This window comes from Paracoccus limosus, from assembly GCF_009711185.1.
GTDB lineage: Bacteria > Pseudomonadota > Alphaproteobacteria > Rhodobacterales > Rhodobacteraceae > Paracoccus > Paracoccus limosus.
On sequence record NZ_WMIF01000031.1, the window covers coordinates 1 to 19,423 of the forward strand.

The 19,423-nt window shown below is 66.1% G+C and carries 14 protein-coding genes and 1 pseudogene; 8 read left to right on the forward strand and 7 right to left on the reverse strand.

Annotated features, from left to right (window positions below; all coding sequences use genetic code 11):
* Nucleotides 1–167: 167 nt before the first annotated feature.
* Nucleotides 168–961, forward strand: a pseudogene (locus tag GL279_RS16455) (IS3 family transposase); the annotation flags it as partial.
* Between the two features lie 494 nt (nucleotides 962–1,455).
* Here GL279_RS16455 and GL279_RS16460 read toward each other — a convergent pair.
* Together GL279_RS16460 and phaC are read right to left on the reverse strand one after the other, a co-directional pair.
* Complete coding sequence (locus tag GL279_RS16460) at nucleotides 1,456–1,929, reverse strand: phasin family protein (protein WP_155065749.1); 474 nt, start codon at nucleotides 1,927–1,929, stop codon at nucleotides 1,456–1,458.
* 121 nt (nucleotides 1,930–2,050) lie between these two features.
* A complete protein-coding gene (gene phaC / locus GL279_RS16465) occupies nucleotides 2,051–4,012 on the reverse strand; it encodes a class I poly(R)-hydroxyalkanoic acid synthase (RefSeq protein ID WP_425495612.1) in 1,962 nt (653 codons plus the stop codon).
* 411 nt (nucleotides 4,013–4,423) lie between these two features.
* On the opposite strand from phaC, the gene phaZ reads away from it, so the two are divergent.
* On the forward strand, nucleotides 4,424–5,770 hold the full coding sequence (gene phaZ, locus GL279_RS16470; protein ID WP_155065713.1) for a polyhydroxyalkanoate depolymerase: 1,347 nt from the start codon (nucleotides 4,424–4,426) through the stop codon (nucleotides 5,768–5,770).
* Between the two features lie 69 nt (nucleotides 5,771–5,839).
* Here phaZ and GL279_RS16475 read toward each other — a convergent pair whose 3' ends face one another.
* On the reverse strand, nucleotides 5,840–6,577 hold the full coding sequence (locus GL279_RS16475; protein ID WP_155065714.1) for an alpha/beta hydrolase: 738 nt from the start codon (nucleotides 6,575–6,577) through the stop codon (nucleotides 5,840–5,842).
* A 173-nt stretch (nucleotides 6,578–6,750) separates the two neighbouring features.
* Between GL279_RS16475 and thrS the strand changes: the two genes are divergently transcribed.
* From thrS to GL279_RS16500, 5 genes are all read left to right on the forward strand, one after another.
* The gene (gene thrS / locus GL279_RS16480) at nucleotides 6,751–8,697 is read left to right on the forward strand and encodes a threonine--tRNA ligase (protein ID WP_155065717.1); all 1,947 of its coding nucleotides are present in this window, start codon (nucleotides 6,751–6,753) and stop codon (nucleotides 8,695–8,697) included.
* 233 nt (nucleotides 8,698–8,930) lie between these two features.
* Nucleotides 8,931–9,137, forward strand: coding sequence for a cold-shock protein (locus GL279_RS16485; protein WP_011747293.1), 207 nt, complete (start codon nucleotides 8,931–8,933; stop codon nucleotides 9,135–9,137).
* Nucleotides 9,138–9,345: 208 nt separating this feature from the next.
* On the forward strand, nucleotides 9,346–10,806 hold the full coding sequence (locus tag GL279_RS16490; RefSeq protein WP_155065750.1) for a class I adenylate-forming enzyme family protein: 1,461 nt from the start codon (nucleotides 9,346–9,348) through the stop codon (nucleotides 10,804–10,806).
* Nucleotides 10,803–11,456 (forward strand): DsbA family oxidoreductase, encoded by a 654-nt coding sequence (locus GL279_RS16495; RefSeq protein ID WP_155065719.1) that lies wholly within the window; start codon nucleotides 10,803–10,805, stop codon nucleotides 11,454–11,456. The genes GL279_RS16490 and GL279_RS16495 overlap by 4 nt, the downstream gene beginning before the upstream one ends.
* Nucleotides 11,457–11,677: 221 nt before the next feature.
* Entirely contained in the window at nucleotides 11,678–13,945 is a 2,268-nt protein-coding gene (locus GL279_RS16500) for an adenosylcobalamin-dependent ribonucleoside-diphosphate reductase (protein WP_155065721.1), read from the forward strand.
* A gap of 7 nt (nucleotides 13,946–13,952) precedes the next feature.
* On the opposite strand, the gene GL279_RS19625 is transcribed toward GL279_RS16500, so the two are convergent.
* Nucleotides 13,953–15,110: a calcium-binding protein gene (locus GL279_RS19625; protein WP_155065723.1), complete on the reverse strand. Its 1,158-nt coding sequence runs from the start codon at nucleotides 15,108–15,110 to the stop codon at nucleotides 13,953–13,955.
* Between the two features lie 240 nt (nucleotides 15,111–15,350).
* On the opposite strand from GL279_RS19625, the gene GL279_RS16510 reads away from it, so the two are divergent.
* Entirely contained in the window at nucleotides 15,351–16,595 is a 1,245-nt protein-coding gene (locus GL279_RS16510; protein WP_155065725.1) for a glycerate kinase type-2 family protein, read from the forward strand.
* 6 nt (nucleotides 16,596–16,601) lie between these two features.
* On the opposite strand, the gene pgeF is transcribed toward GL279_RS16510, so the two are convergent.
* The 3 genes from pgeF to lgt are packed head-to-tail and all read right to left on the reverse strand — an operon-like array spanning nucleotide 16,602 to nucleotide 19,301.
* Nucleotides 16,602–17,366: a peptidoglycan editing factor PgeF gene (gene pgeF, locus GL279_RS16515; protein WP_155065726.1), complete on the reverse strand. Its 765-nt coding sequence runs from the start codon at nucleotides 17,364–17,366 to the stop codon at nucleotides 16,602–16,604.
* The gene (locus tag GL279_RS16520) at nucleotides 17,350–18,426 is read right to left on the reverse strand and encodes a class I SAM-dependent methyltransferase (RefSeq protein WP_155065727.1); all 1,077 of its coding nucleotides are present in this window, start codon (nucleotides 18,424–18,426) and stop codon (nucleotides 17,350–17,352) included. The genes pgeF and GL279_RS16520 overlap by 17 nt, the downstream gene beginning before the upstream one ends.
* Nucleotides 18,423–19,301: a prolipoprotein diacylglyceryl transferase gene (gene lgt / locus GL279_RS16525; protein ID WP_155065728.1), complete on the reverse strand. Its 879-nt coding sequence runs from the start codon at nucleotides 19,299–19,301 to the stop codon at nucleotides 18,423–18,425. The genes GL279_RS16520 and lgt overlap by 4 nt, the downstream gene beginning before the upstream one ends.
* Between the last annotated feature and the right edge of the window lie 122 nt (nucleotides 19,302–19,423).

Below are 19,423 nucleotides of genomic sequence, written 5' to 3' on the forward strand. Positions count from 1 at the left end.
GAAACGCAGGCCCGCGTCGGCTGCGCCAGCTGGAAAGCTACGCCGCCACGGGCCTGCTCAACCGCGCGCCAAAGGGGTCACTTTTGGGCGCCGATCGGGGGGGCCGTTTGGATGCCGATTGACAGTCAGACCGCATCGCCTCCATCTCGGAGTTGATCTCGGCCACGGCGCTGCGGGGTCGGTTGCGTGATTTGGCCAATGAACGGCGCCGGTTCGGCTATCGCCGGCTCTTCGTGCTGCTGCGGCGCAAGGGCGAGCCCTCGGGGATGAACCGCATCTACCGGCTTTACCGCGAGGAAGGTTTAACCGTCCGTAAACGCAAAGCGCGGCGCAAGGCGCTTGGCACACGAGCCCCGATCCTGATGGAAGCACGGCCCAATGCCCGCTGGTCGCTGGACTTCGTCCACGACCAGTTCGCCTGCGGGCGGCGCTTCCGAGTGCTGAACGTGGTGGACGATGTCACGCGAGAATGCCTTGCCGCGATCCCTGACACATCAATCTCGGGCCACCGCGTGGCGCGCGAACTGACGGCCCTAATCGAGCGCCGCGGCAGGCCCGGGACGATTGTCTCGGGCAATGGCACAGAGCTGACCTCGAACGCGATCCTGAGATGGTGCGCCGAACAGAAGATCGGATGGCATTACATCGCGCCGGGAAAGCCAATGCGAGACACGGCTTCGTGGAAAGCTTCAATGGTCGAATGCGGGACGAGTTTCTGAATGAGACGCTGTTTCGCAACATCGCCCACGCGCGCGATCTGATCGCCGAATGGGTCACCGACTACAACACCGAACGGCCGCACTCGGCCCTCGGATACCAAACCCCAGCAGGTTTTGCCCTGCATCTGGCAACCGCAATCACCCGTCCCGCTGCGCAGCATGAAAGCTCCGCGCGCCGGGTGATTGCTCAACACACGCCGAAGGGCGTAAATGACCAGCGCACTCCGGTAGCGGCTGGATGAAAGTTCAGTGGCAGGTCACCCCCTAAAAAGGGGAGAATTACCGGGGCCTCGGCAGAGAACGCGGACTAGATCGCAGATCTGGCGCCCCCCGCCGCTTTACGAGCTTGAGAGTGGCTTTCAAGACTCAAATGGGAGGGCTATGGAGTAGATGTCGTGCCCATCGCTATCTCGCATGGCCCGCCATTATCCCTAATGGCATCAGCTTGGCGCAGAATGTGATGCAAAATGTGTCGCAATATCGCATGCGTCTGGTTGCCTGAACCGCCGGAACAGATTGCCCGTCACGGTGGTCTGGGACCGTAGCGGCAGGAGCGATCCGCCCGCTCTATCTTGGCCAATCAGAATCCGCGGATGCCCCGCTCCGGGCATGGCGACCAATCCGCAACTCTGCGCCGCCGCAGCCACCTGCCCCGGTGATCCAGCCGCCTCTCCAACCCGCAAAAAGAAAAGGGCGCCGACAAGCGGCGCCCCGATCAATCGATCCGTCGTAGCGATCAGGCTTTGGCAGCGGTCGCAGCGGTGGTCGCAGCGGCAGCGGCTTTCTTGACGGCAGCTTGGGTCTCGGCAGTCGCTTTTTCGGCGACTTTCTGAGCGTCGGCGGCCAGATCTTTGCCAGCGGTCAGCATCAGGTCAACGGTGTCCATCTGGACTTTTTTCGCCACTTCAGCGAACGAAGCCATATGCTCGGCAGCCATTTCGGCGGCGGCGGTGGCGAAGTCGCTGACGGCTTTCGCGTATTCAGCCGGCTCTTCTTTGGTCGAGGTCAGCTCACCCATGCGGGCGATGGTGTCCTTGGCCCACTGAGCCGAGATCTCGGTCGAACGCTCGGCAGCGGCCAGGGCAACCTTGGCCATTTTCTCGCCCAGAGCGGTTTGCGATTTGAAGGCTTCATGGAACGACGAGGTGTCCACCGGGAATTTCGCCATCATGTCTTGCATGGTCTTGGTGAAGTCAGGGGTCTTGGCCATTGTCTTCTCTCCTTGAGATATGGCGCCAGTTCCTTGGGCCACAACGCTGCGTTTCTGATCCCTGATATAGATGCTGCGGTGCAGCATTTCAAGCGCGAAATGCTGCACCGCAGAAATAGTTTCAGGATCGTTCATGCACATAGGACCCCGGGGCCGGGCCAAAGCCTTCCTCGGGTTCGCGTGCCTGGACCTCGCCGCCCGAACGCCCCGCCAGCCAGTCGCCCCAACGCGGCCACCAGCTGCCGGGATGGAATTCGGACTTGGCGCGCCAGTCGGTAAAATCCGTCGCAAAGCCGGCGGTCGAGGTGTAATGCCCGTATTTCTTCTTGCTGGGCGGGTTGATGATCCCGGCGATATGGCCCGATTCGGACAGGATGAAGGTCTTGTCGCGCGACCCCATCTGCGCAATGCCGCGCCAGCTGTCGGCGGCCGGCGCGATATGATCGGTCTCGCAGGCGATTGCGCAGAGCGGCAGATCGACATCGCGCACGTTCAGGCGATGGCCCATCAGCTCGTAGCCGTCGCGGACAAAGGCGTTCTGCTGGCATAGGCCGCGCAGATATTCGACCGCCATCCGCCCCGGCAGGTTGGTGCCGTCGCCGTTCCAGAACAGCAGATCGAACGCCGGCGGCGATTCGCCCAGCATGTAGCTGCGGATCGCCGGGCCCCAGACCAGGTCATTGGCGCGCAGGAAGCTGAAGGTCCGCGTCATCAGCTGCGAACTCAGCACGCCGGTGCGCGCGGCCTCCTGCTCGATCCCCGAAACGAAGTCCTCTTGCAGGAAGGCGGTGAACTCGCCCTGATCCGAGAAATCGGTCAGCGTGGTAAAGAAGGTCGCCGAATTCACCCGGTCGTCGCCACGTTGTTTCAGCAGCGACAGCGTCAGCGACAGCGTGGTGCCGGCGATGCAATAGCCAACGGCGTTCAGCTTTTTCTGGTCGGTCAGGTCCAGAACGCGGTCCATCACTTCCAGATAGGCCGAAACGTAATCGTCCATCCCGGTGTCGCCATAGCTGGGATCGGGGTTTTTCCAGCCCACGACGAACAGCGTATAGCCCTGATCCACGATCCAGCGAATCAGGCTGTTCTGCGGCTTCAGGTCCATGATGTAGAACTTGTTGATCCATGGCGGGAAAATCACCAGCGGGATCTCATGCACCTTTTCGGTGGTCGGCTTGTATTGGATCAGCTCGTAAAGCTTGGTGCGGGCAACGACGGTGCCGGCGGTGGTGCCGATATTCTCGCCGACGCGAAAGGCATCGCGGTCAGCCAGCGAGACGATCATCTCGCCACCATGGCTCTCGACGTCGCGGACGAGGTTCTCCAGCCCCTTGACCAGACTTTCGCCCTCGGTCGCCAGCGCCTTTTCCAGCGCGTCCGGGTTGGTGGCCAGAAAGTTCGTCGGCGCCATCATGTCGATCATCTGCCGGGTGAACCATTCGATTCGGCGCCGGTCGGTCATCTCGGTCACGTCAAGATCGCTGGCTGCCTGCAGCATCGCCTCGGCATTGATCTGGTATTGCCGCTTGATGAAGTTGAAGAACGGATGGCGCTCCCACAGCGGGTTGGCAAAGCGGCGATCCTTGGGCCCCTCGTCGGGCGGCGCGCTCAGCGTGCCGCGCGCAAGCGCCGCCTGCGCCTCGGCGAAATGGCGCAGGGTCTCGCCCCAATAGCTGACCTGCCGCTCCATCACCCGCTCGGGCTGCTCGGCCAAAAGCTTGACCCAGGCGCTGGCGGCGGTGGTGAACAGATCCGCCCCCGGGCCTTCGACGCCGGGGTTCTTGGGCTTGCGTAGTGACAGCGCGCTGATCAGCCGCTGGGTCAGCGATTCGATGCGCTCGATGTTCTGGACCAGCTTTTCGGGCAGCGTGCTGCCCGGACCAAAGGCCGCTTCCAGAAAAGCCGCCGTGGAATGCGAGGGCGCCGCAGCGCCGGTTTCGGCCGTCGGGGCGGCCACCTGCGCGGGTTCGGCCGCCGCAGCCGGGCTGCTCAGCGCGGCTTCCGGCGCCACGGCCTCGGCCAAGGCGGTCTTGCGGGCGGCGGGCTTGCGATGCGTCACCGTGCGCGGATCGGTGCGCGGCATGCCCCGCGCCCGTTTGACCGCAGCGCGTTTACCAGTTTTTGCTGCGGATGCAGGCGCTGCCGAGGCGGCGGGCGCTGCGTCCGTCACCGCCGCATCGACCGCTTTCGCGGCGGTGGTGCGCGGCCGGCGCGCCGGTTTGGCAGCGGCGGGCGCCTCGTTGCCTGCGGCCTCTGCCGGGGCCTGAACCGGGGCGGCTGGCGTCGAGCCCGGTGCCGTCTGCGCCGCTTTGGCGCGTCGCACCCGGCTGCCCGGCGTTGCCACGGCCTCGGCCGCCTGCGGCGCTTCCGGTTTGTCGTCCTTACCAGCCATAATTGACAATCCTCCCTATCCGTAAAATCATTATGCCTGTCCAGAAACGCAGGTAAAGCCGTGTCCTGCCCCGGCAAGCCTTGGATCGAGAAGGTTTCGTGAATGACGACATACAAAGGCTTGAAGGGTATCGTTTCCTATGATGCTATGGAAACGATCCGCAACACAAATGAATGGCTTGGCGCCAGCGCACGGGCGCTTGGCTCCTATCCTGCCTTCGCATTGATCCCGAATCCGGCCTTCAAGCTGCTCTCGGCCTGGGGGCGCGTCACCGAGCGCAGCTTTGCGCGCATGGTGATCAAGCCGGACTGGGAAATCCCGCCGATCGTCTCGGACGACGGCCAGGACCACATCGTCTATGTCGAGCCGGTGCTGCGGCGCGATTTCGGCGATCTGGTGCATTTCCGCGTCGCGCGCCGCGAGCCGATGGCACGCAAGGTGCTGCTGGTGGCGCCGATGTCCGGACACTATGCGACTCTCCTGCGAACGACGGTGACATCACTGCTTCCCGATTGCGACGTCTATGTGACGGATTGGCACAATGCCCGTGACATCCCCGTGAGCGCAGGCAAATTCGACATTGAGGATTACACCGGCTATCTGGTCGACTTCATCCGCCACCTCGGTCCTGACACCAACGTGATCGCCGTCTGCCAGCCGGCGCCGCTGGCTTTGGCCGCGACGGCGATTCTGGCCGAGGAATCGCCCAAGTCGCAGCCGCGCTCACTGATCCTGATCGGCGGCCCGATCGACCCCGACGCCAAGGCAACCGAAGTCACCGATTTCGGCAACCGCATGACCATGGGCGAGCTGGATTACCTGATGATCCAGCAGGTCGGTTTCAAATATCGCGGCGCCGGGCGCATGGTCTATCCGGGCCTTGCCCAGTTGTCGTCCTTCATCGCCATGAACGCCGAAACCCATGCCCGCGCCTTCATCGACAAGATCTATGCCGAGGCCCGCGGCGAGGGCTCCGAGGGCGACAAGCACAACAAGTTCTACGACGAATATCTGGCGATCATGGACATGACCGCCGAATTCTACCTCTCGACGGTCGAGCGCATCTTCAAGGGGCTGGAAATCGCGCAGAACCGTTTCACCGTGAACGGCAAGCTGGTCGATCTCTCCAAGATCACCGATGTCGCGGTGATGACGGTCGAGGGCGCCAATGACGATATCTCGGCCCCCGGCCAATGCGTCGCGGCGCTGGACCTGTGTTCGGGCGTGCCGGCCAACCGCAAGCAGCAGCATCTGGAACCGGGTGCCGGCCACTATGGCATCTTCGCCGGCAAAAGCTGGCGTCTCAACATCCGGCCGCTGGTGCTGGATTTCATCGACGAACAGGTCAGCACCCCGGCCGCCCCGGCACGGCGCCGGCGCGGTGCCCCGCAGCCCATCGATTGCGGCGTGACCAACACCAACGATCTAGACGGCAAGATCGCCGTCTGATCCCGGCAGCCCCGGCAAACCGATCCACGAACGGCGCGGCCCCAGCGGTCGCGCAGTTTGCCATTGCCCTCAGGCCAGCACGTCCTCGACCGCCTGCCCGATCAGCTCCAGACAGGCCGGGCTCGAAAAACGGTGATCCGCGCCCTTGACCAGCAGCAGCCGCATGTCCTCGCCCGTGGCATGGGCCAGCAGATCCAGCGCCCATTGCTGCGGCACATCCGCATCCGCCGTCCCCTGCAGGAACCGCACCGGAAACGGCAGATCCAGCGGCCGGTCCAGCACCTGCCGGCTGCGGCCATCCTCGATCAGCCGCCGGGTGATGACATAGGGCGCGTCATAATCGCTGGACCGCAGCACATGCCCCGCCAGCTCCAGCTCGCGCCGCGCCGCATCATCCATGCCAGCCCAAAAGCCACGCTCGGTGAAATCGGGCGCCGCAGCCACCGTGACCAGCCCCGCCACGCGTCCCGGACAGGCCCGCGCCAGCAACAGGCTGATCCAGCCCCCCATGCTCGAGCCCACCAGCACCACCGGCCCCGACACCAGCCCATCCAGCACCGCCTGCGCATCGGCCAGCCAGTCGCCGATACAGCCATCCTCGAAACGCCCCTCGGACGCGCCATGCCCCGAATAGTCAAAGCGCAGGAACGCCCGCCCTCGCGCCTGCGCCCAGTCGCGCAGCCAGACGGCCTTGGTGCCCTGCATGTCCGACCGGAATCCGCCCAGAAACAGCACGCAAGGCCCCGCGCCATCCAGCCGGTCATAGGCGATCCGCCGCCCCTGCGGCCCGTCCAGAAACTGCGTCATTCTTTCGTGTCCCAAATATCCTGCGGGGGAGTCGCGCATCGCGCGACGGGGGCGCAAAGCCCCCCATGCAAGCCTAACCGCATTGACAAGGCCCGACAATCGCGCCACATCCCAGCCACACATAACCCGCAACCGGGCGTTCCGTGGGCGCCAAACCGACGAGGAGGACTCTCATGTCCCAGATCTCCCTCACTTTCCCCGATGGCAATTCGCGCGATTATCCCGCCGGCATCACCGCCGCCGAGGTTGCGGCCTCCATCGCCCCCAGCCTTGCCAAGAACGCGATTTCGGCCAGCCTTGATGGCGCGCATATCGATCTGGCCTGGCCGATCAATGCCTCGGGCAAGATCGCCATCAACACGATGAAGGATGCCGAACCGGCGCTGGAACTGATCCGACACGACCTGGCCCATATCATGGCCCGCGCCGTGCAAGAGCTCTGGCCTGACGTCAAGGTCACCATCGGCCCGGTCCGCGATCAGGGCTGGTTCTACGACTTCGACCGCGCCGAGCCCTTCACTCCCGAGGATCTGGGCGCCATCGAGGCGCGCATGAAACAGATCATCAATGCGCGCGATCCGGTCCGCACCGAGGTCTGGGACCGCGCCCGCGCCCGCGTCTATTACGAAGAACGTGGCGAGCCCTTCAAGGTGGAACTCCTCGACCGCATTCCGGGCGATGAACCGATCCGCATGTATTGGCATGGCGACTGGCAAGACCTGTGCCGCGGCCCGCATTTGCAATCTACTGGCCAGGTCCCTGCCGATGCCTTCAAGCTGACCCATGTCGCCGGCGCTTATTGGCTGGGCGATGCCTCGCGCCCGATGCTGCAACGCATCTATGGCGTGGCCTTCAAGAACCGCGACGACCTGAAAGCCCACCTGACCATGCTGGAAGAGGCCGCCAAGCGCGACCACCGCAAGCTGGGCCGCGAAATGGAGCTGTTCCACTTTCAGGAAGAAGCCCCCGGCATGGTGTTCTGGCACCCGAACGGCTGGACGATCTACCGCGAGCTTGAAGCTTATATGCGCCGTCGCCTGATCCGCGCGAATTACAAGGAAATCAAAACGCCGCAGGTGGTCGACCGCATCCTGTGGGAAAAGTCCGGCCATTGGGAAGCCTACCGCGAGAACATGTTCATCGTCGAAGTGGACGAGGAAGGCGCCAAGGAAAAGCGCATCAACGCGCTGAAACCGATGAACTGCCCCTGCCACGTCCAGATCTACAATCAGGGCCTGAAATCCTATCGCGACCTGCCGCTGCGCCTGGCCGAGTTCGGCTCGTGCCACCGTTACGAATCCTCGGGCTCGATGCACGGGCTGATGCGGGTGCGCGGCTTCGTGCAGGACGATGCGCATATCTTCTGTACCGAGGATCAGATCGAGGGCGAATGCGCAGGCTTCATCGCGCTGCTGTCCTCGGTCTATCAGGATCTTGGCTTCAAGGGCTTCGACATCAAGCTGTCCACGCGCCCCGAGGTCCGTATCGGCACCGACGAACAATGGGACAAGGTCGAGGGCGCGCTGAAAGGCGCCATCGAACATCTGGGCCTGCCCTATGAGATCAACCCCGGCGACGGCGCCTTCTATGGCCCGAAACTGGACTTCAAGCTGACCGACGCCATCGGGCGCGAATGGCAATGCGGCACCTTCCAGGTCGACCCGAACCTGCCCGAGCGGCTGGATGCGGAATATGTCGGCGAGGACGGCGCCAAGCACCGCCCCTACATGCTGCATCGCGCGGTCTTGGGCAGCTTCGAGCGCTTCATCGGCATCCTGATCGAGAACTATTCGGGCAAGCTGCCCTTGTGGCTGGCACCGCGTCAGGTCGTGGTCGCCTCCATCGTCTCGGGCGCCGATGATTACGTCAACGAGGTCGTGGCCCAATTGCGCAATGCGGGCATCCGCGCCGAAGCCGATACCCGCAACGAAAAGATCAACTACAAGGTCCGCGAGCATTCGGTCGGCAAGGTGCCGGTCATCATGGCCATCGGCATGAAAGAGGTCGAGGAAGCCACCGTCTCGATCCGCCGTCTTGACAAGCAGGGCAGCGAAGTGCTGAAACTTGACCAGGCGGTCAAATTGCTTCACGACGAAGCCTGCCCGCCCGACCTGCGTTGATCCCGATCACCAGGCCCAGCAATAAATCGCTCAAAACGCCGCGCAACCTGACCTAGCGTCAAGTTGCGCGGCGCTTTCTCGCTTGCGTTTTTTAACGAATCGTTCATCCTCTCCTGCGCGTGAGCACGACTTTCTACCGCCTCCCTCTTACGGGGCAGCCGGACTTGACGGGAAAGATGGCTGCACGGCCCGGAAGCAATCTCGCCCCGGGATGACTTGAAGGAGAGACGGTAATGGCTACCGGCACCGTGAAATGGTTCAACGCCACCAAAGGCTATGGCTTCATCGCCCCCGATGATGGCGGCAAGGACGTTTTCGTCCATATCTCGGCGGTCGAGCGCGCCGGTCTGACCGGCCTGAACGACAACCAGAAGATCGCCTATGAACTGCAATCGGGCCGCGACGGCCGCAGCTCGGCCAGCGACCTGAAACTGCTCTGATCCTCTGAGCAGATGGAATTCCGGAAACGGCCCGCCCCGTCGCGGGCCGTTTTCATATCCGGCTCGCGGCTTCTTTCGTGTCTAAATATCCCGGGGGAACGCGCCTGCGGCCCCGTCGAGGGGCCACGGGCGCGTGGGGGCAGAGCCCCCTTTCCCCGCCACCCGCGCCACTCTATCTGAGACGGGGACAATGGAAACGGGCGATGCGATGAATCTGGCCGAACATGTGCTGCGCGCGGGGCAGGCCACACCGGACAAGCTGGCCATGTCGGTGCTGGGCCTGTCGCGGGCCGACCGCTGGTCGCATGGCCGGTTGCGTCAGGCCGTACTGGGCGCGGCCACCGGCCTGCGTCAGGCGGGACTGCTGCCCGGCGATCGGCTGTTGCTGCGGCTGGGCAATACGCCGGCCTTTCCCATTGCCTATCTCGCAGCGATCGCCGCCGGCATCGTACCGGTCCCGACCTCGGCACAGCTGACCGGCCCTGAAATCACCCGCATCGCCGCGATGATCGGCCCGGCCCTGATCCTTGCCGATAGCGGCATCGCCTTGCCCGACCACCCGGCCCGGACTCTCGACGCCGTCACATTCGCCGGCTTTTACGACCTGCCACAGGCCGGGTTCCAGCCGCACCAGCCCGACGATCTGGCCTATATCGTCTTTACCTCGGGCAGTTCAGGCCAGCCGCGCGCGGTCTGCCATGCGCACCGCGCGATTCTGGCGCGGCAGATGATGTTTCAGGGCTGGTATGGGCTGACGGCGCAGGACCGGCTGCTGCATGCCGGCGCCTTCAACTGGACCTTCACGCTTGGCACCGGGCTGCTGGATCCGTGGACGCTTGGCGCCACCGCGCTGATCCCGGCCGAGGGCGTCACGCCCCAGCAGATCCCGCTGATCGCCAGCCGCCATGGCGCCACGCTGATCGCTGCCGCGCCGGGCGTGTTTCGCCACATGCTGCGCGCCGATTGGCGGCCTTGGGCCGGGCTGCGCCACGGGCTGACCGCAGGCGAGCGGCTGGAGCCCGGCCTGCGCGACGCATGGCGCGCGCGCAGCAGCACCGATCTGCACGAGGCCATGGGCATGTCGGAATGTTCGACCTTTCTGTCGGGCAGTCCGGCGCGGCCGGCGCCGGTGGGCACGGCCGGATTTCCCCAGCCCGGCCGCCGCATCGCCATTCTTGACGACCAGGGCCGCGAGGGCGACGGCCCCGGCCAGCTGGCAGTGCATCACAGCGATCCGGGGCTGTTTCTGGGCTATCTCGACCAGCCCGGGGAAACCGCCGCGCGCTTTCAGGGCGACTGGTTCCTGACCGGCGATCTGGCCCAGCGCCTGCCCGACGGCGCCATGCGCACCTTGGGCCGCGCCGATGACATGATGAATGCCGGCGGCTTTCGCGTCGCGCCGGGCGAGGTCGAGGATGCGCTGGCCCATGTCCCCGAGGCGGGCGAGATTGCCGCGACCGAGCTTGAGGTCGCGCCCGGCACCAGCATCATCGCGGCCTTCTGGACCGGCACCGCCCCCGAGGATGCCCTGCGCGGGATGGCCGAAAGCCGACTGGCGCGCTATAAGCAACCCCGCGAATATATTCACCTTTCCGAACTGCCGCGCACTGCGACCGGCAAGATCAACCGCCGCGCCCTGCGCGCGCGATACCGCAAGGACCAGCCATGACCGATCCCCTTCCCGGCCAGATCCGCCTTGATATCCATGCCGATCCGATCTGCCCCTGGTGTCTGATCGGCAAGGCCGAGCTGGACCGGGCGCTGGAAAGCCGGCCCGACCATCCCTTTGCCATCACCTGGCAGCCGTTCCAGTTGGACCCGCAGATGCCGCAGGCAGGGATGGATTACGTCGCCTACATGAAGATGAAATTCACCGACGAAAAGGGCATTCTGGCCGCGATGAAGCCGGTGATGGAGGCCAGCGAGCGGCTGGGATTGTGGATCAACCCCAGCCTGATCGAGCGGGTGCCGAACACGCTGAACGCCCATCGCCTGCTGCATTGGGCGGGGCTTGAGGGGGCGCAGACCCCGGTCATGTCGGGGCTGATGCGCGCGCATTGGCGCGAGGGGCGCAACATCAACAACCCCGACGTTCTGGTCGAGATCGGCGAAAAGGCCGGCATGAACGGCGCGGTCATCCGCAGGCTTCTGGCCACCAACGAGGATCGCGACGAGGTCGCCGGGCGCGAAATCGCGGCGCGACAGCGCGGCATCAACTCGGTCCCGACCTTCATCGTGGCGGGCAGCCATGTCGTGACCGGCGCCCAGCCGGCGAGCCTGTGGCAGAATGTCATCGACGAGCTGATGGGCCGCGCCTGACGCGCAACGGCTGCGCGCGTTGCGTGATGCAGCGCGCCGGCCCGAAATCCACAAACCCCCAGCAATTGCTGGGCGGGGCCCTGTGAAACCCGTGCACGGGCCGTACACCGCGCGTACACCGGCTGTACACCGCCGGCCGGCCTTGCAGGCGCAGGGCCGGGGCGACGGGCCCTGCGCGTTCTGCTATCCTGCCGGCGTGCGACCCACCGCCGAGGATGCAGATGACCCGCTTTGCCGCCCCCATCGCCGAACAGATCTGGGACATGAAATACCGCCTGAAAGCCGCCGACGGCCAGCCCGTCGATCTGTCGGTCGAGGACAGCTGGCGCCGCGTCGCCCGCGATCTGGCCCGCGTCGAGGCCGAGCCCGCGCTGTGGGAGGACCGCTTTTACGCCGCGCTGGAGGATTTCAAATTCCTGCCCGCCGGACGCATCCTTGCCGGGGCCGGCACCGGGCGCGAGGTGACGCTGTTCAACTGCTTTGTCATGGGCACCATCCCCGACAGCATGGAGGGCATCTTTCAGGCGCTGAAAGAGGCCGCGCTGACCATGCAGCAGGGCGGCGGCATCGGCTATGATTTCAGCACCATCCGCCCGCGCGGGGCCGAGGTGCATGGGGTGGCGGCGGATGCCTCGGGGCCGCTGTCATTCATGGATGTCTGGGATGCAATGTGCCGCACCATCATGTCGGCGGGCAGCCGGCGCGGCGCGATGATGGCGACCATGCGCTGCGACCATCCCGATATCGAGGCCTTCGTCACCGCCAAGCAGGACAGCGCCCGGCTGCGCATGTTCAACCTGTCGGTGCTGGTGACGGATGGCTTCATGCAGGCGATGCGCGATGACGGACCTTGGGATCTGCAATTCGAGGGCAAGGTGTTTCACACCATCCGCGCCCGCGACCTGTGGAACCGGATCATGCGCGCGACCTATGATTACGCCGAGCCGGGGGTGATCTTTATCGACCGCATCAACCAGCTGAACAACCTTGGCTATGCCGAGACCATCGCCGCCACCAACCCCTGCGGCGAACAGCCGCTGCCGCCCTATGGCGCCTGCCTGCTGGGCAGCATCAACCTTGCGCGGCTGGTCGAGGCGCCCTTTACGCCCGGCGCGCGGCTGGACATGGCGGCGCTGGACGATCTGACCCGCGTGGCCGTGCGGATGATGGACAATGTGGTCGACGCCAGCCGCTTTCCCCTGCCCCAGCAGGCGGCCGAGGCGCGGGCCAAGCGCCGCATCGGGCTGGGCGTCACCGGGCTTGCCGATGCGCTGATGATGCTGGGCCTGCGCTATGGCGCGCCGGGCGCGGTGGCGCAGACCCGCGAATGGATGCATGCAATCGCGCGGGCGGCCTATCTGGCCTCGGTCGATCTGGCCCGCGAAAAGGGCGCATTTCCGCTGTTTCAGGCCGAGGCCTTTCTGGATTCGGGCTTCATGCAGCAGATGGACGAGGATGTGCGCGAGGCGGTGGCGCGTCACGGCATCCGCAACGCGCTTTTGACCAGCATCGCGCCGACCGGGACGATCAGCCTTTATGCCGGCAATGTCAGCTCGGGCATCGAGCCGGTCTTTGCCCATGCCTATACCCGCAAGGTGCTGCAAAAGGACGGCTCGCGCAGCGAAGAAGAGGTGGTCGATTACGCCGTCCGGCTGTGGCGCGACCTGAACGGCGACGCCCCCCTGCCCGCGCATTTCGTCGATGCGCAGATGCTGGCGCCGCAGGACCATGTCGCCATGCAGGCGGCGGCGCAGGAATGGGTGGACAGCAGCATCTCGAAGACCATCAACTGCCCGGCCGATATCGGGTTCGACGCCTTCAAGCATGTCTATCTGGCCGCATGGGAGCTGGGCTGCAAGGGCTGCACCACCTATCGCCCCAATGAGGTGACGGGAAGCGTGCTGTCGGTCAGCGAGGCCGCCGAGGACGCGCCAGAGCCCGACAAGGGCGCCGAGGTGGTCTATCTGACCAAGCCTCTGGACCGGCCGCCGGCGCTGGAGGGCGCGACCTACAAGCTGAAATTCCCGGGCAGCGAGCACGCGATCTACATCACCATCAACGATATCGTGCAATCGGGCCACCGCCGGCCCTTCGAGGTGTTCATCAACTCGAAGAACATGGAGCATTTCGCCTGGACCGTGGCGCTGACGCGGATGATCAGCGCCGTGTTCCGGCGCGGCGGCGACGTCAGTTTCGTGGTCGAGGAGCTGAAGGCCGTGTTCGATCCGCGCGGCGGGGCGTGGATCGAGGGGCGCTATGTGCCCTCGATTCTGGCTGCGATCGGCGGCGTGATCGAGCGGCACATGATCGCCATCGGCTTTATCGAGGCCGAGGGCAAGGGGCTGAAATCCGACCCGACCGCCGCGCAGGCCCGCGCCGTTGGCGAGGCCCCGCGCGGGCCCGCCTGCCCGTCCTGCGGGCAATACGGGCTGCATATGGTCGAGGGCTGCATGACCTGCCCGCATTGCGGCTATTCGAAATGCGGCTGAGCCGGCGCTAAAGCAGGAAGCTGTCGGCGCCGAGCTTCAGCGGATCGTCGAGCAGCAGGCCGAAATCGGCACGCCCGTCGCCATCGACATCGCCCAGCACCAGCGTCCCGGCGCTGGTGCTGCGTGCGACCAGCTCGCCCGCATGGCCGCTGAAGGCGCCATCGCCGACAAAGCGGAAGGCCTGATTGCCGGCGACGGTGCTGTTGGCATCGATGAAGGACAGGTCGATCAGGTCGCCCTGCCCGCGCTGGAAATCGGTGATCACATCGCGGCCGGGCCCGCCCGTGGTCGAATCCGCGACCGTCGCCAGCACGAAGACATCGGCGCCATAGCCGCCGGTCAGCATGTCGCCGCCCGCGCCACCCGCCAGCCGGTCATCGCCCGCCCCGCCCATCAGCACGTCCTGACCGGCGCCGCCGATCAGGCTGTCGTGCCCGTCAAGCCCGCGCAGCGTGTCATTGCCGGCCAGCCCCGTCAGCCGGTTGTCGCCGCTATTGCCCAGCAGGATATTGGCCTGCGCATTGCCAGTGCCCGAGATACCCGCCCCTCCGTCCAGCACGAGGTTTTCAACATTGGCCTGCAGCGTCCAGTCGATCGTGCTGCGGATCTGGTCGATGCCCTGACCGGCCGTCTCGACCACGCGGTCGCGGCTGTCATCGACCACGAAGATGTCATTGCCCGAGCCGCCGACCAGCAGATCCGCGCCGCGACCGCCATCCAACAGGTCATTGCCGAAGCCGCCCCGCAGCGTGTCATTGCCGAGCCCGCCAAAGACCCGGTCATTGCCGCCATTGGCATTCACGAGGTCGTTGCCGCCAAAGGCCATGATGTAATCGGCGGCATCGGAAAGTTCGAAGGTGTCGGCGCGCGACAGGACATAGGCATAGGCGCTGGCGTCCTCCCAATCGACATAGTTCATCATCACATGGGCATCGACGCCCATATCGGTGATCGAGAACACCGCCCGGCCATTCACCAGATTGGTGTAGCTGTCGAGCTGGCCATAGACATCGCCCCAGCTATCATAGGTGAAATGCCCGCGATAAACGCCGGCGACGCTGCCGGCGGTGATGGTGATCTGCCGGCTGTCATAGCTGGTGACGACGCCTTGCCAGACATCGAAACGCGACATGTCCAGCCCGCGGCTGCTTGAAATACGTGCCATTTCCAAACTCCGAACGTGAATACTCGTTAACCGCCGCAAGAATTGCGGGGCGCAGGGATTTTAAAACCGGTTTCGTGATCGGCCGCTCTTCCTCGGCCGGGTTCAGGAATATCGGACTTGGCCCGCCCGCGACAGCTATCGAAAAGGTGAAGTTCTGCGGGGCCTTGCCGCAGGGATGGCGTCACGGGCAGCGATGTGAAACTGTGGCGCCCGACAACCGCAGGGAGGGGAAAAACTGCGATGACAAGTGATCCACGGGAATTCCTGCACGCCCTGTTCCGGGCGGCCATCGACAGCGCCGATCCGGCCCGGACGCTGGCGCGGCATCTGCCCGAGCGGCCGCGTGGCCGGGTCGTGGTGGTGGGCGCGGGCAAATCCGCCGCCGCCATGGCCCGCGCGGTCGAGGCGGAATGGCCCGATGTCACGGGCGTCGTCGTCACCCGCTATGGCCACGCCGTGCCCACGCGCCGCATCGAGGTGATCGAGGCCGCCCATCCCGTGCCCGATGCCAATAGCACCATGGCAGCCGCGCGCATCCTGCAGGCGGTGTCGGGGCTGGGGCCGGATGATCTGGTGCTGGCGCTGATCTCGGGCGGGGGCTCGGCGCTGATGACGGCACCGGCGCCGGGGCTGACGCTGGAGGACAAGATGCGGGTGAACCGGCTGCTCTTGGCCTCGGGGGCGCCGATCTCGGTGATGAACCGGGTGCGGCGGCGGCTGTCGGCGGTCAAGGGCGGGCGGCTGGCGCTGGCGGCGGCGCCGGCGCGGGTGGTGACGCTGGCGATTTCCGACGTGCCGGGCGACGATCCGCGCGCCATCGCCTCGGGGCCGACGGTGCATGATCCCGAGGCGGGGGCGGATCTGTCAGACGTTGTGGCGCAGCTGGGGGCCGATCTGCCCGAGGCGGCGCGGGCGCTGCTGTTGGCGCAGGCCGCGCCGCTGCCGGCGTTTCAGGCCGATTACCGGCTGATCGCGGCGCCGCTGATGGCCTTGCAGGCGGCGGCAGAGGTGGCGCGGGCGCAGGGGGTGAGCCCCTTGATCCTGGGCGATGCGATCGAGGGCGAGGCCAGCGCCGCAGGTCACATCATGGCCGGGATTGCGCAATCGGTGCTGCGGCACGGGCTGCCGGTGGCGCGACCGGCGGTGCTGCTGTCGGGGGGCGAGACCACCGTCACCATCGGCGCGCAAAAGCCCGGACGCGGCGGACGCAATACCGAGTTCCTGCTGGCGCTGGCCGTGGCGCTGGAGGGGGCCAATGTGCATGCCCTGGCCGGTGATACCGATGGCATCGACGGCAGCGAGGATGCGGCGGGGGCGCTGATCGGGCCTGACACGCTGGCGCGGGCGCAAGCGGCGGGGCTGGATGCGCGCGCCGTGCTGGCCGGGCATGACAGCTACAGCCTGTTCGACGCCTTGGGCGATCTTATCAAGACCGGGCCGACGCTGACCAATGTCAACGATTTCCGCGCCATCCTGATCCGCTAGCCGGGGTCAGAGCGCGATGGCCGAGATCAGCCGGCCATAATCCGCCTCGGCGCGGTGGGTGCTGCGCCGGTAGGAATAGAACCGGTCGGGGTCGGCATAGGTGCAATGGCGGGTCCATTCCGCCTCGACCCCGGCCTCGCGCAGGCGCATCAGGCCAAAGCCCGGCAGGTCGAACATCGGCCGGCCATTCGGGCCGCCGGCGAAAAAGCGGTGGTAGCCCGCGTCCTCGGCCAGAACCTCGTCCATGAATTCGTTGCCGACCTCATAGGCGGACTGGCTGATGCAGGGGCCGATCACCGCGCGGATGCGGGTCGCGCCAAGATCGGCCATGGCGGCGACGGCGGCCTCGATCACGCCCGACAGCGCGCCGCGCCAGCCGGCATGGACCGCGCCGATCACGCCGGCCTGTGGATCGGCCAACAGGATCGGCTGGCAATCGGCGGTCAGCACGGCGATGGCCACGCCCTTGCGGTCGGTGACGATGCCATCGGCGCATTGGCGCGACAGCGGCGCCGTATCATTGCCCTCGCGCAGGATGGCGATGTCGGGGGAATGCACCTGATGCACGGTCAGCAGATCGGCGGGCGCGACGCCCATGGCGGCGGCGACGCGGCCCCGGTTGATCGACACGATCTCGGCCTGATCGCTGGAGCCGTAGCCGCAGTTCAGTCCGGAAAACAGCCCCGAGGATGCCCCGCCGCGCCGGGTGAAAAAGCCGTGCCGCACGGTGTCGAGCAGCGGATGGGTCAGAATTTCAAGCGTGGTTTGCATCGGGTTCCAAAGCGTCGAAGCCGGGCGGCACCGGGGCCGACGCGGCCCAGAATGCCAGAACTTTGAACAGGTGACCCATTTCCCCGGGCGCGGTCAAGCGATGAAGCGCGGCCATGGCGCCCGCATCCCCGGCCTGCGCCAGACGCTGAGCGCGCGCGGCAATGCCAAGGCGCAAAAGCCACTCGCCCTGCCCCAGCATCGCCGAGACCCGCGCCCCCGCCTGCGCCGCCACCGCCGCAAGGGGCGCGAAATCGACATGCGCGGTCAGATCGGCCTCGCCGGGATGGGCCAGCGGGTCCTCGGGGCGGTGCTGGCGCAGGGCCTGAAAGCTGTCGCCCTGCCCGTGCCAGTTGCCGTAATCGATCAGGATCGCCGTGCCGCCATGGCGAGCGATGCGGCCGGCGATGGCATGGGCGATGGGCAGCGCCTCGGGACAGGTTTCCAGCACCGTGCCCATGGGCAGATGCGCGGCGGGCGGCAGGCCGGGCGCATCGTCGCGGGCGACGAGGCCAAGCGTCAGCGCGCCTTGCGCGTCCAGCGCCACCACGCGTTCGGCCCAGCCAGCCACGCCGCGCTGGAACTGGCGGATCGGCAGGGCGTCGAAGAATTCATTCGCGACCAGAAACAGCGGTTGTTCGGGCAGATCCTCGGCCCGGTCGAGATGGGTGATCGCGCCCAGCCGCCGCGCCTGCACGCCGCGCAGATGCGCGGACGCCTCGATCAGCGTCACATGTGCCGCGTCACACATGCCGGGCACCTTGCGGATCGCGCGCAGGATGTCGGCCATCAGCGTGCCGCGCCCGGGGCCGATCTCGGCCAACGTGAACGGCGCGGGACTGCCCTGATCCAGCCATGACTGCGCCAGGGCAAGGCCGATCATTTCGCCAAACATCTGGCTGATCTCGGGCGCGGTGGTGAAATCGCCGCCCATGCCAAAGGGATCGCGGGTGGCGTAATAGCCGTGTTCGGGATGCAGCAGGCAAAGCCGCATGTATTCATCAAGCCCCATCGGCCCGGCCAGCCGGATGCGGCTGGCGATCTGACGGCCAAGCGGCGTCATGCCACCGCCGGACGACTGCGCGCGTAAAGGATGAAGCCCAGCCCGATCAGCACCATCGGCAACGACAGCATCTGCCCCATGCTGAGCCCCCAGACCGGCCCGCCGAGCACATGGCCCAGAGGGTTCTCGGGCGTGATGAATTGCGCGTCGGCCTGACGGAAGAACTCGACCACGAAGCGCGAGAGCCCATAGCCCATGACGAAGGTGCCGAGCGCCAGACCGGGACGGCGCAAGCCGCCGGCGCGCACCAGCGCAAACAGCACCAGAGCCAGCAGGATGCCCTCGAGCCCCGCCTCATAGAGCTGGCTGGGATGCCGGGCGCACAGCCCGGTCACGCCGGGGCAGTCCTGCGCCGCCTCGCCCGGAAAGATCACACCCCAGGGCAGCGTCGTGGGCATGCCCCACAGCTCGGCATTGATGAAATTGGCGATGCGGCCCAGCCCAAGGCCGATGGGCGTCGCCACCGCCAGCGCATCGGCCAGCCGCAGGGGCGCCACGCCATTCTTGCGGCACCAGAGCCAAGACGCCAGCACCACGCCCAGAAAGCCGCCGTGGAACGACATGCCGCCGTGCCAGAGTTGCAGGATCTGGCCGGGGTTGGCCAGGTAATAGGCCGGCTCGTAGAACAGCACAAAGCCGATCCGCCCGCCCAGAACGACGCCCAGCACCACCCAGGTCAGCAGCTCTTCGGCCTGTTCGGGGCGCATGGGGGCGCGGTCGCCCCATAGCGCGGGGCGGCGCATCAGTCCGACGATGATGCGCCAGCCGACAACCAGCCCGACCAGATAGGCCAGCGCATACCAGCGCAAGGACAGCGACAGGCCGAACAGGTGGATGGTAAAGATCTCGGGGGAAATCTGCGGAAAGGGGATCATCGGGTCCTCGTTTCGCGGGCCATGTGGCCATGTTTCACGGGCCTCGCGGCCGAGTTTCGCGGGCCATGCGGCCATGGGTCACGCAGCGGTGGCAGGTCGCGGCGGGTGATTGAACCGCCGCA

Coding starts and splice junctions, on each gene's coding strand:
- GL279_RS16460 (WP_155065749.1), bottom strand. CDS start 1,929: ATGGCCAAGACCCCTGACTTCACCAAGACCATGCAAGACATGATGGCG.
- phaC (WP_425495612.1), bottom strand. CDS start 4,012: ATGCCGCGCACCGATCCGCGCACGGTGACGCATCGCAAGCCCGCCGCC.
- phaZ (WP_155065713.1), top strand. CDS start 4,424: ATGACGACATACAAAGGCTTGAAGGGTATCGTTTCCTATGATGCTATG.
- GL279_RS16475 (WP_155065714.1), bottom strand. CDS start 6,577: ATGACGCAGTTTCTGGACGGGCCGCAGGGGCGGCGGATCGCCTATGAC.
- thrS (WP_155065717.1), top strand. CDS start 6,751: ATGTCCCAGATCTCCCTCACTTTCCCCGATGGCAATTCGCGCGATTAT.
- GL279_RS16485 (WP_011747293.1), top strand. CDS start 8,931: ATGGCTACCGGCACCGTGAAATGGTTCAACGCCACCAAAGGCTATGGC.
- GL279_RS16490 (WP_155065750.1), top strand. CDS start 9,346: ATGAATCTGGCCGAACATGTGCTGCGCGCGGGGCAGGCCACACCGGAC.
- GL279_RS16495 (WP_155065719.1), top strand. CDS start 10,803: ATGACCGATCCCCTTCCCGGCCAGATCCGCCTTGATATCCATGCCGAT.
- GL279_RS16500 (WP_155065721.1), top strand. CDS start 11,678: ATGACCCGCTTTGCCGCCCCCATCGCCGAACAGATCTGGGACATGAAA.
- GL279_RS19625 (WP_155065723.1), bottom strand. CDS start 15,110: ATGGCACGTATTTCAAGCAGCCGCGGGCTGGACATGTCGCGTTTCGAT.
- GL279_RS16510 (WP_155065725.1), top strand. CDS start 15,351: ATGACAAGTGATCCACGGGAATTCCTGCACGCCCTGTTCCGGGCGGCC.
- pgeF (WP_155065726.1), bottom strand. CDS start 17,366: ATGCAAACCACGCTTGAAATTCTGACCCATCCGCTGCTCGACACCGTG.
- GL279_RS16520 (WP_155065727.1), bottom strand. CDS start 18,426: ATGACGCCGCTTGGCCGTCAGATCGCCAGCCGCATCCGGCTGGCCGGG.
- lgt (WP_155065728.1), bottom strand. CDS start 19,301: ATGATCCCCTTTCCGCAGATTTCCCCCGAGATCTTTACCATCCACCTG.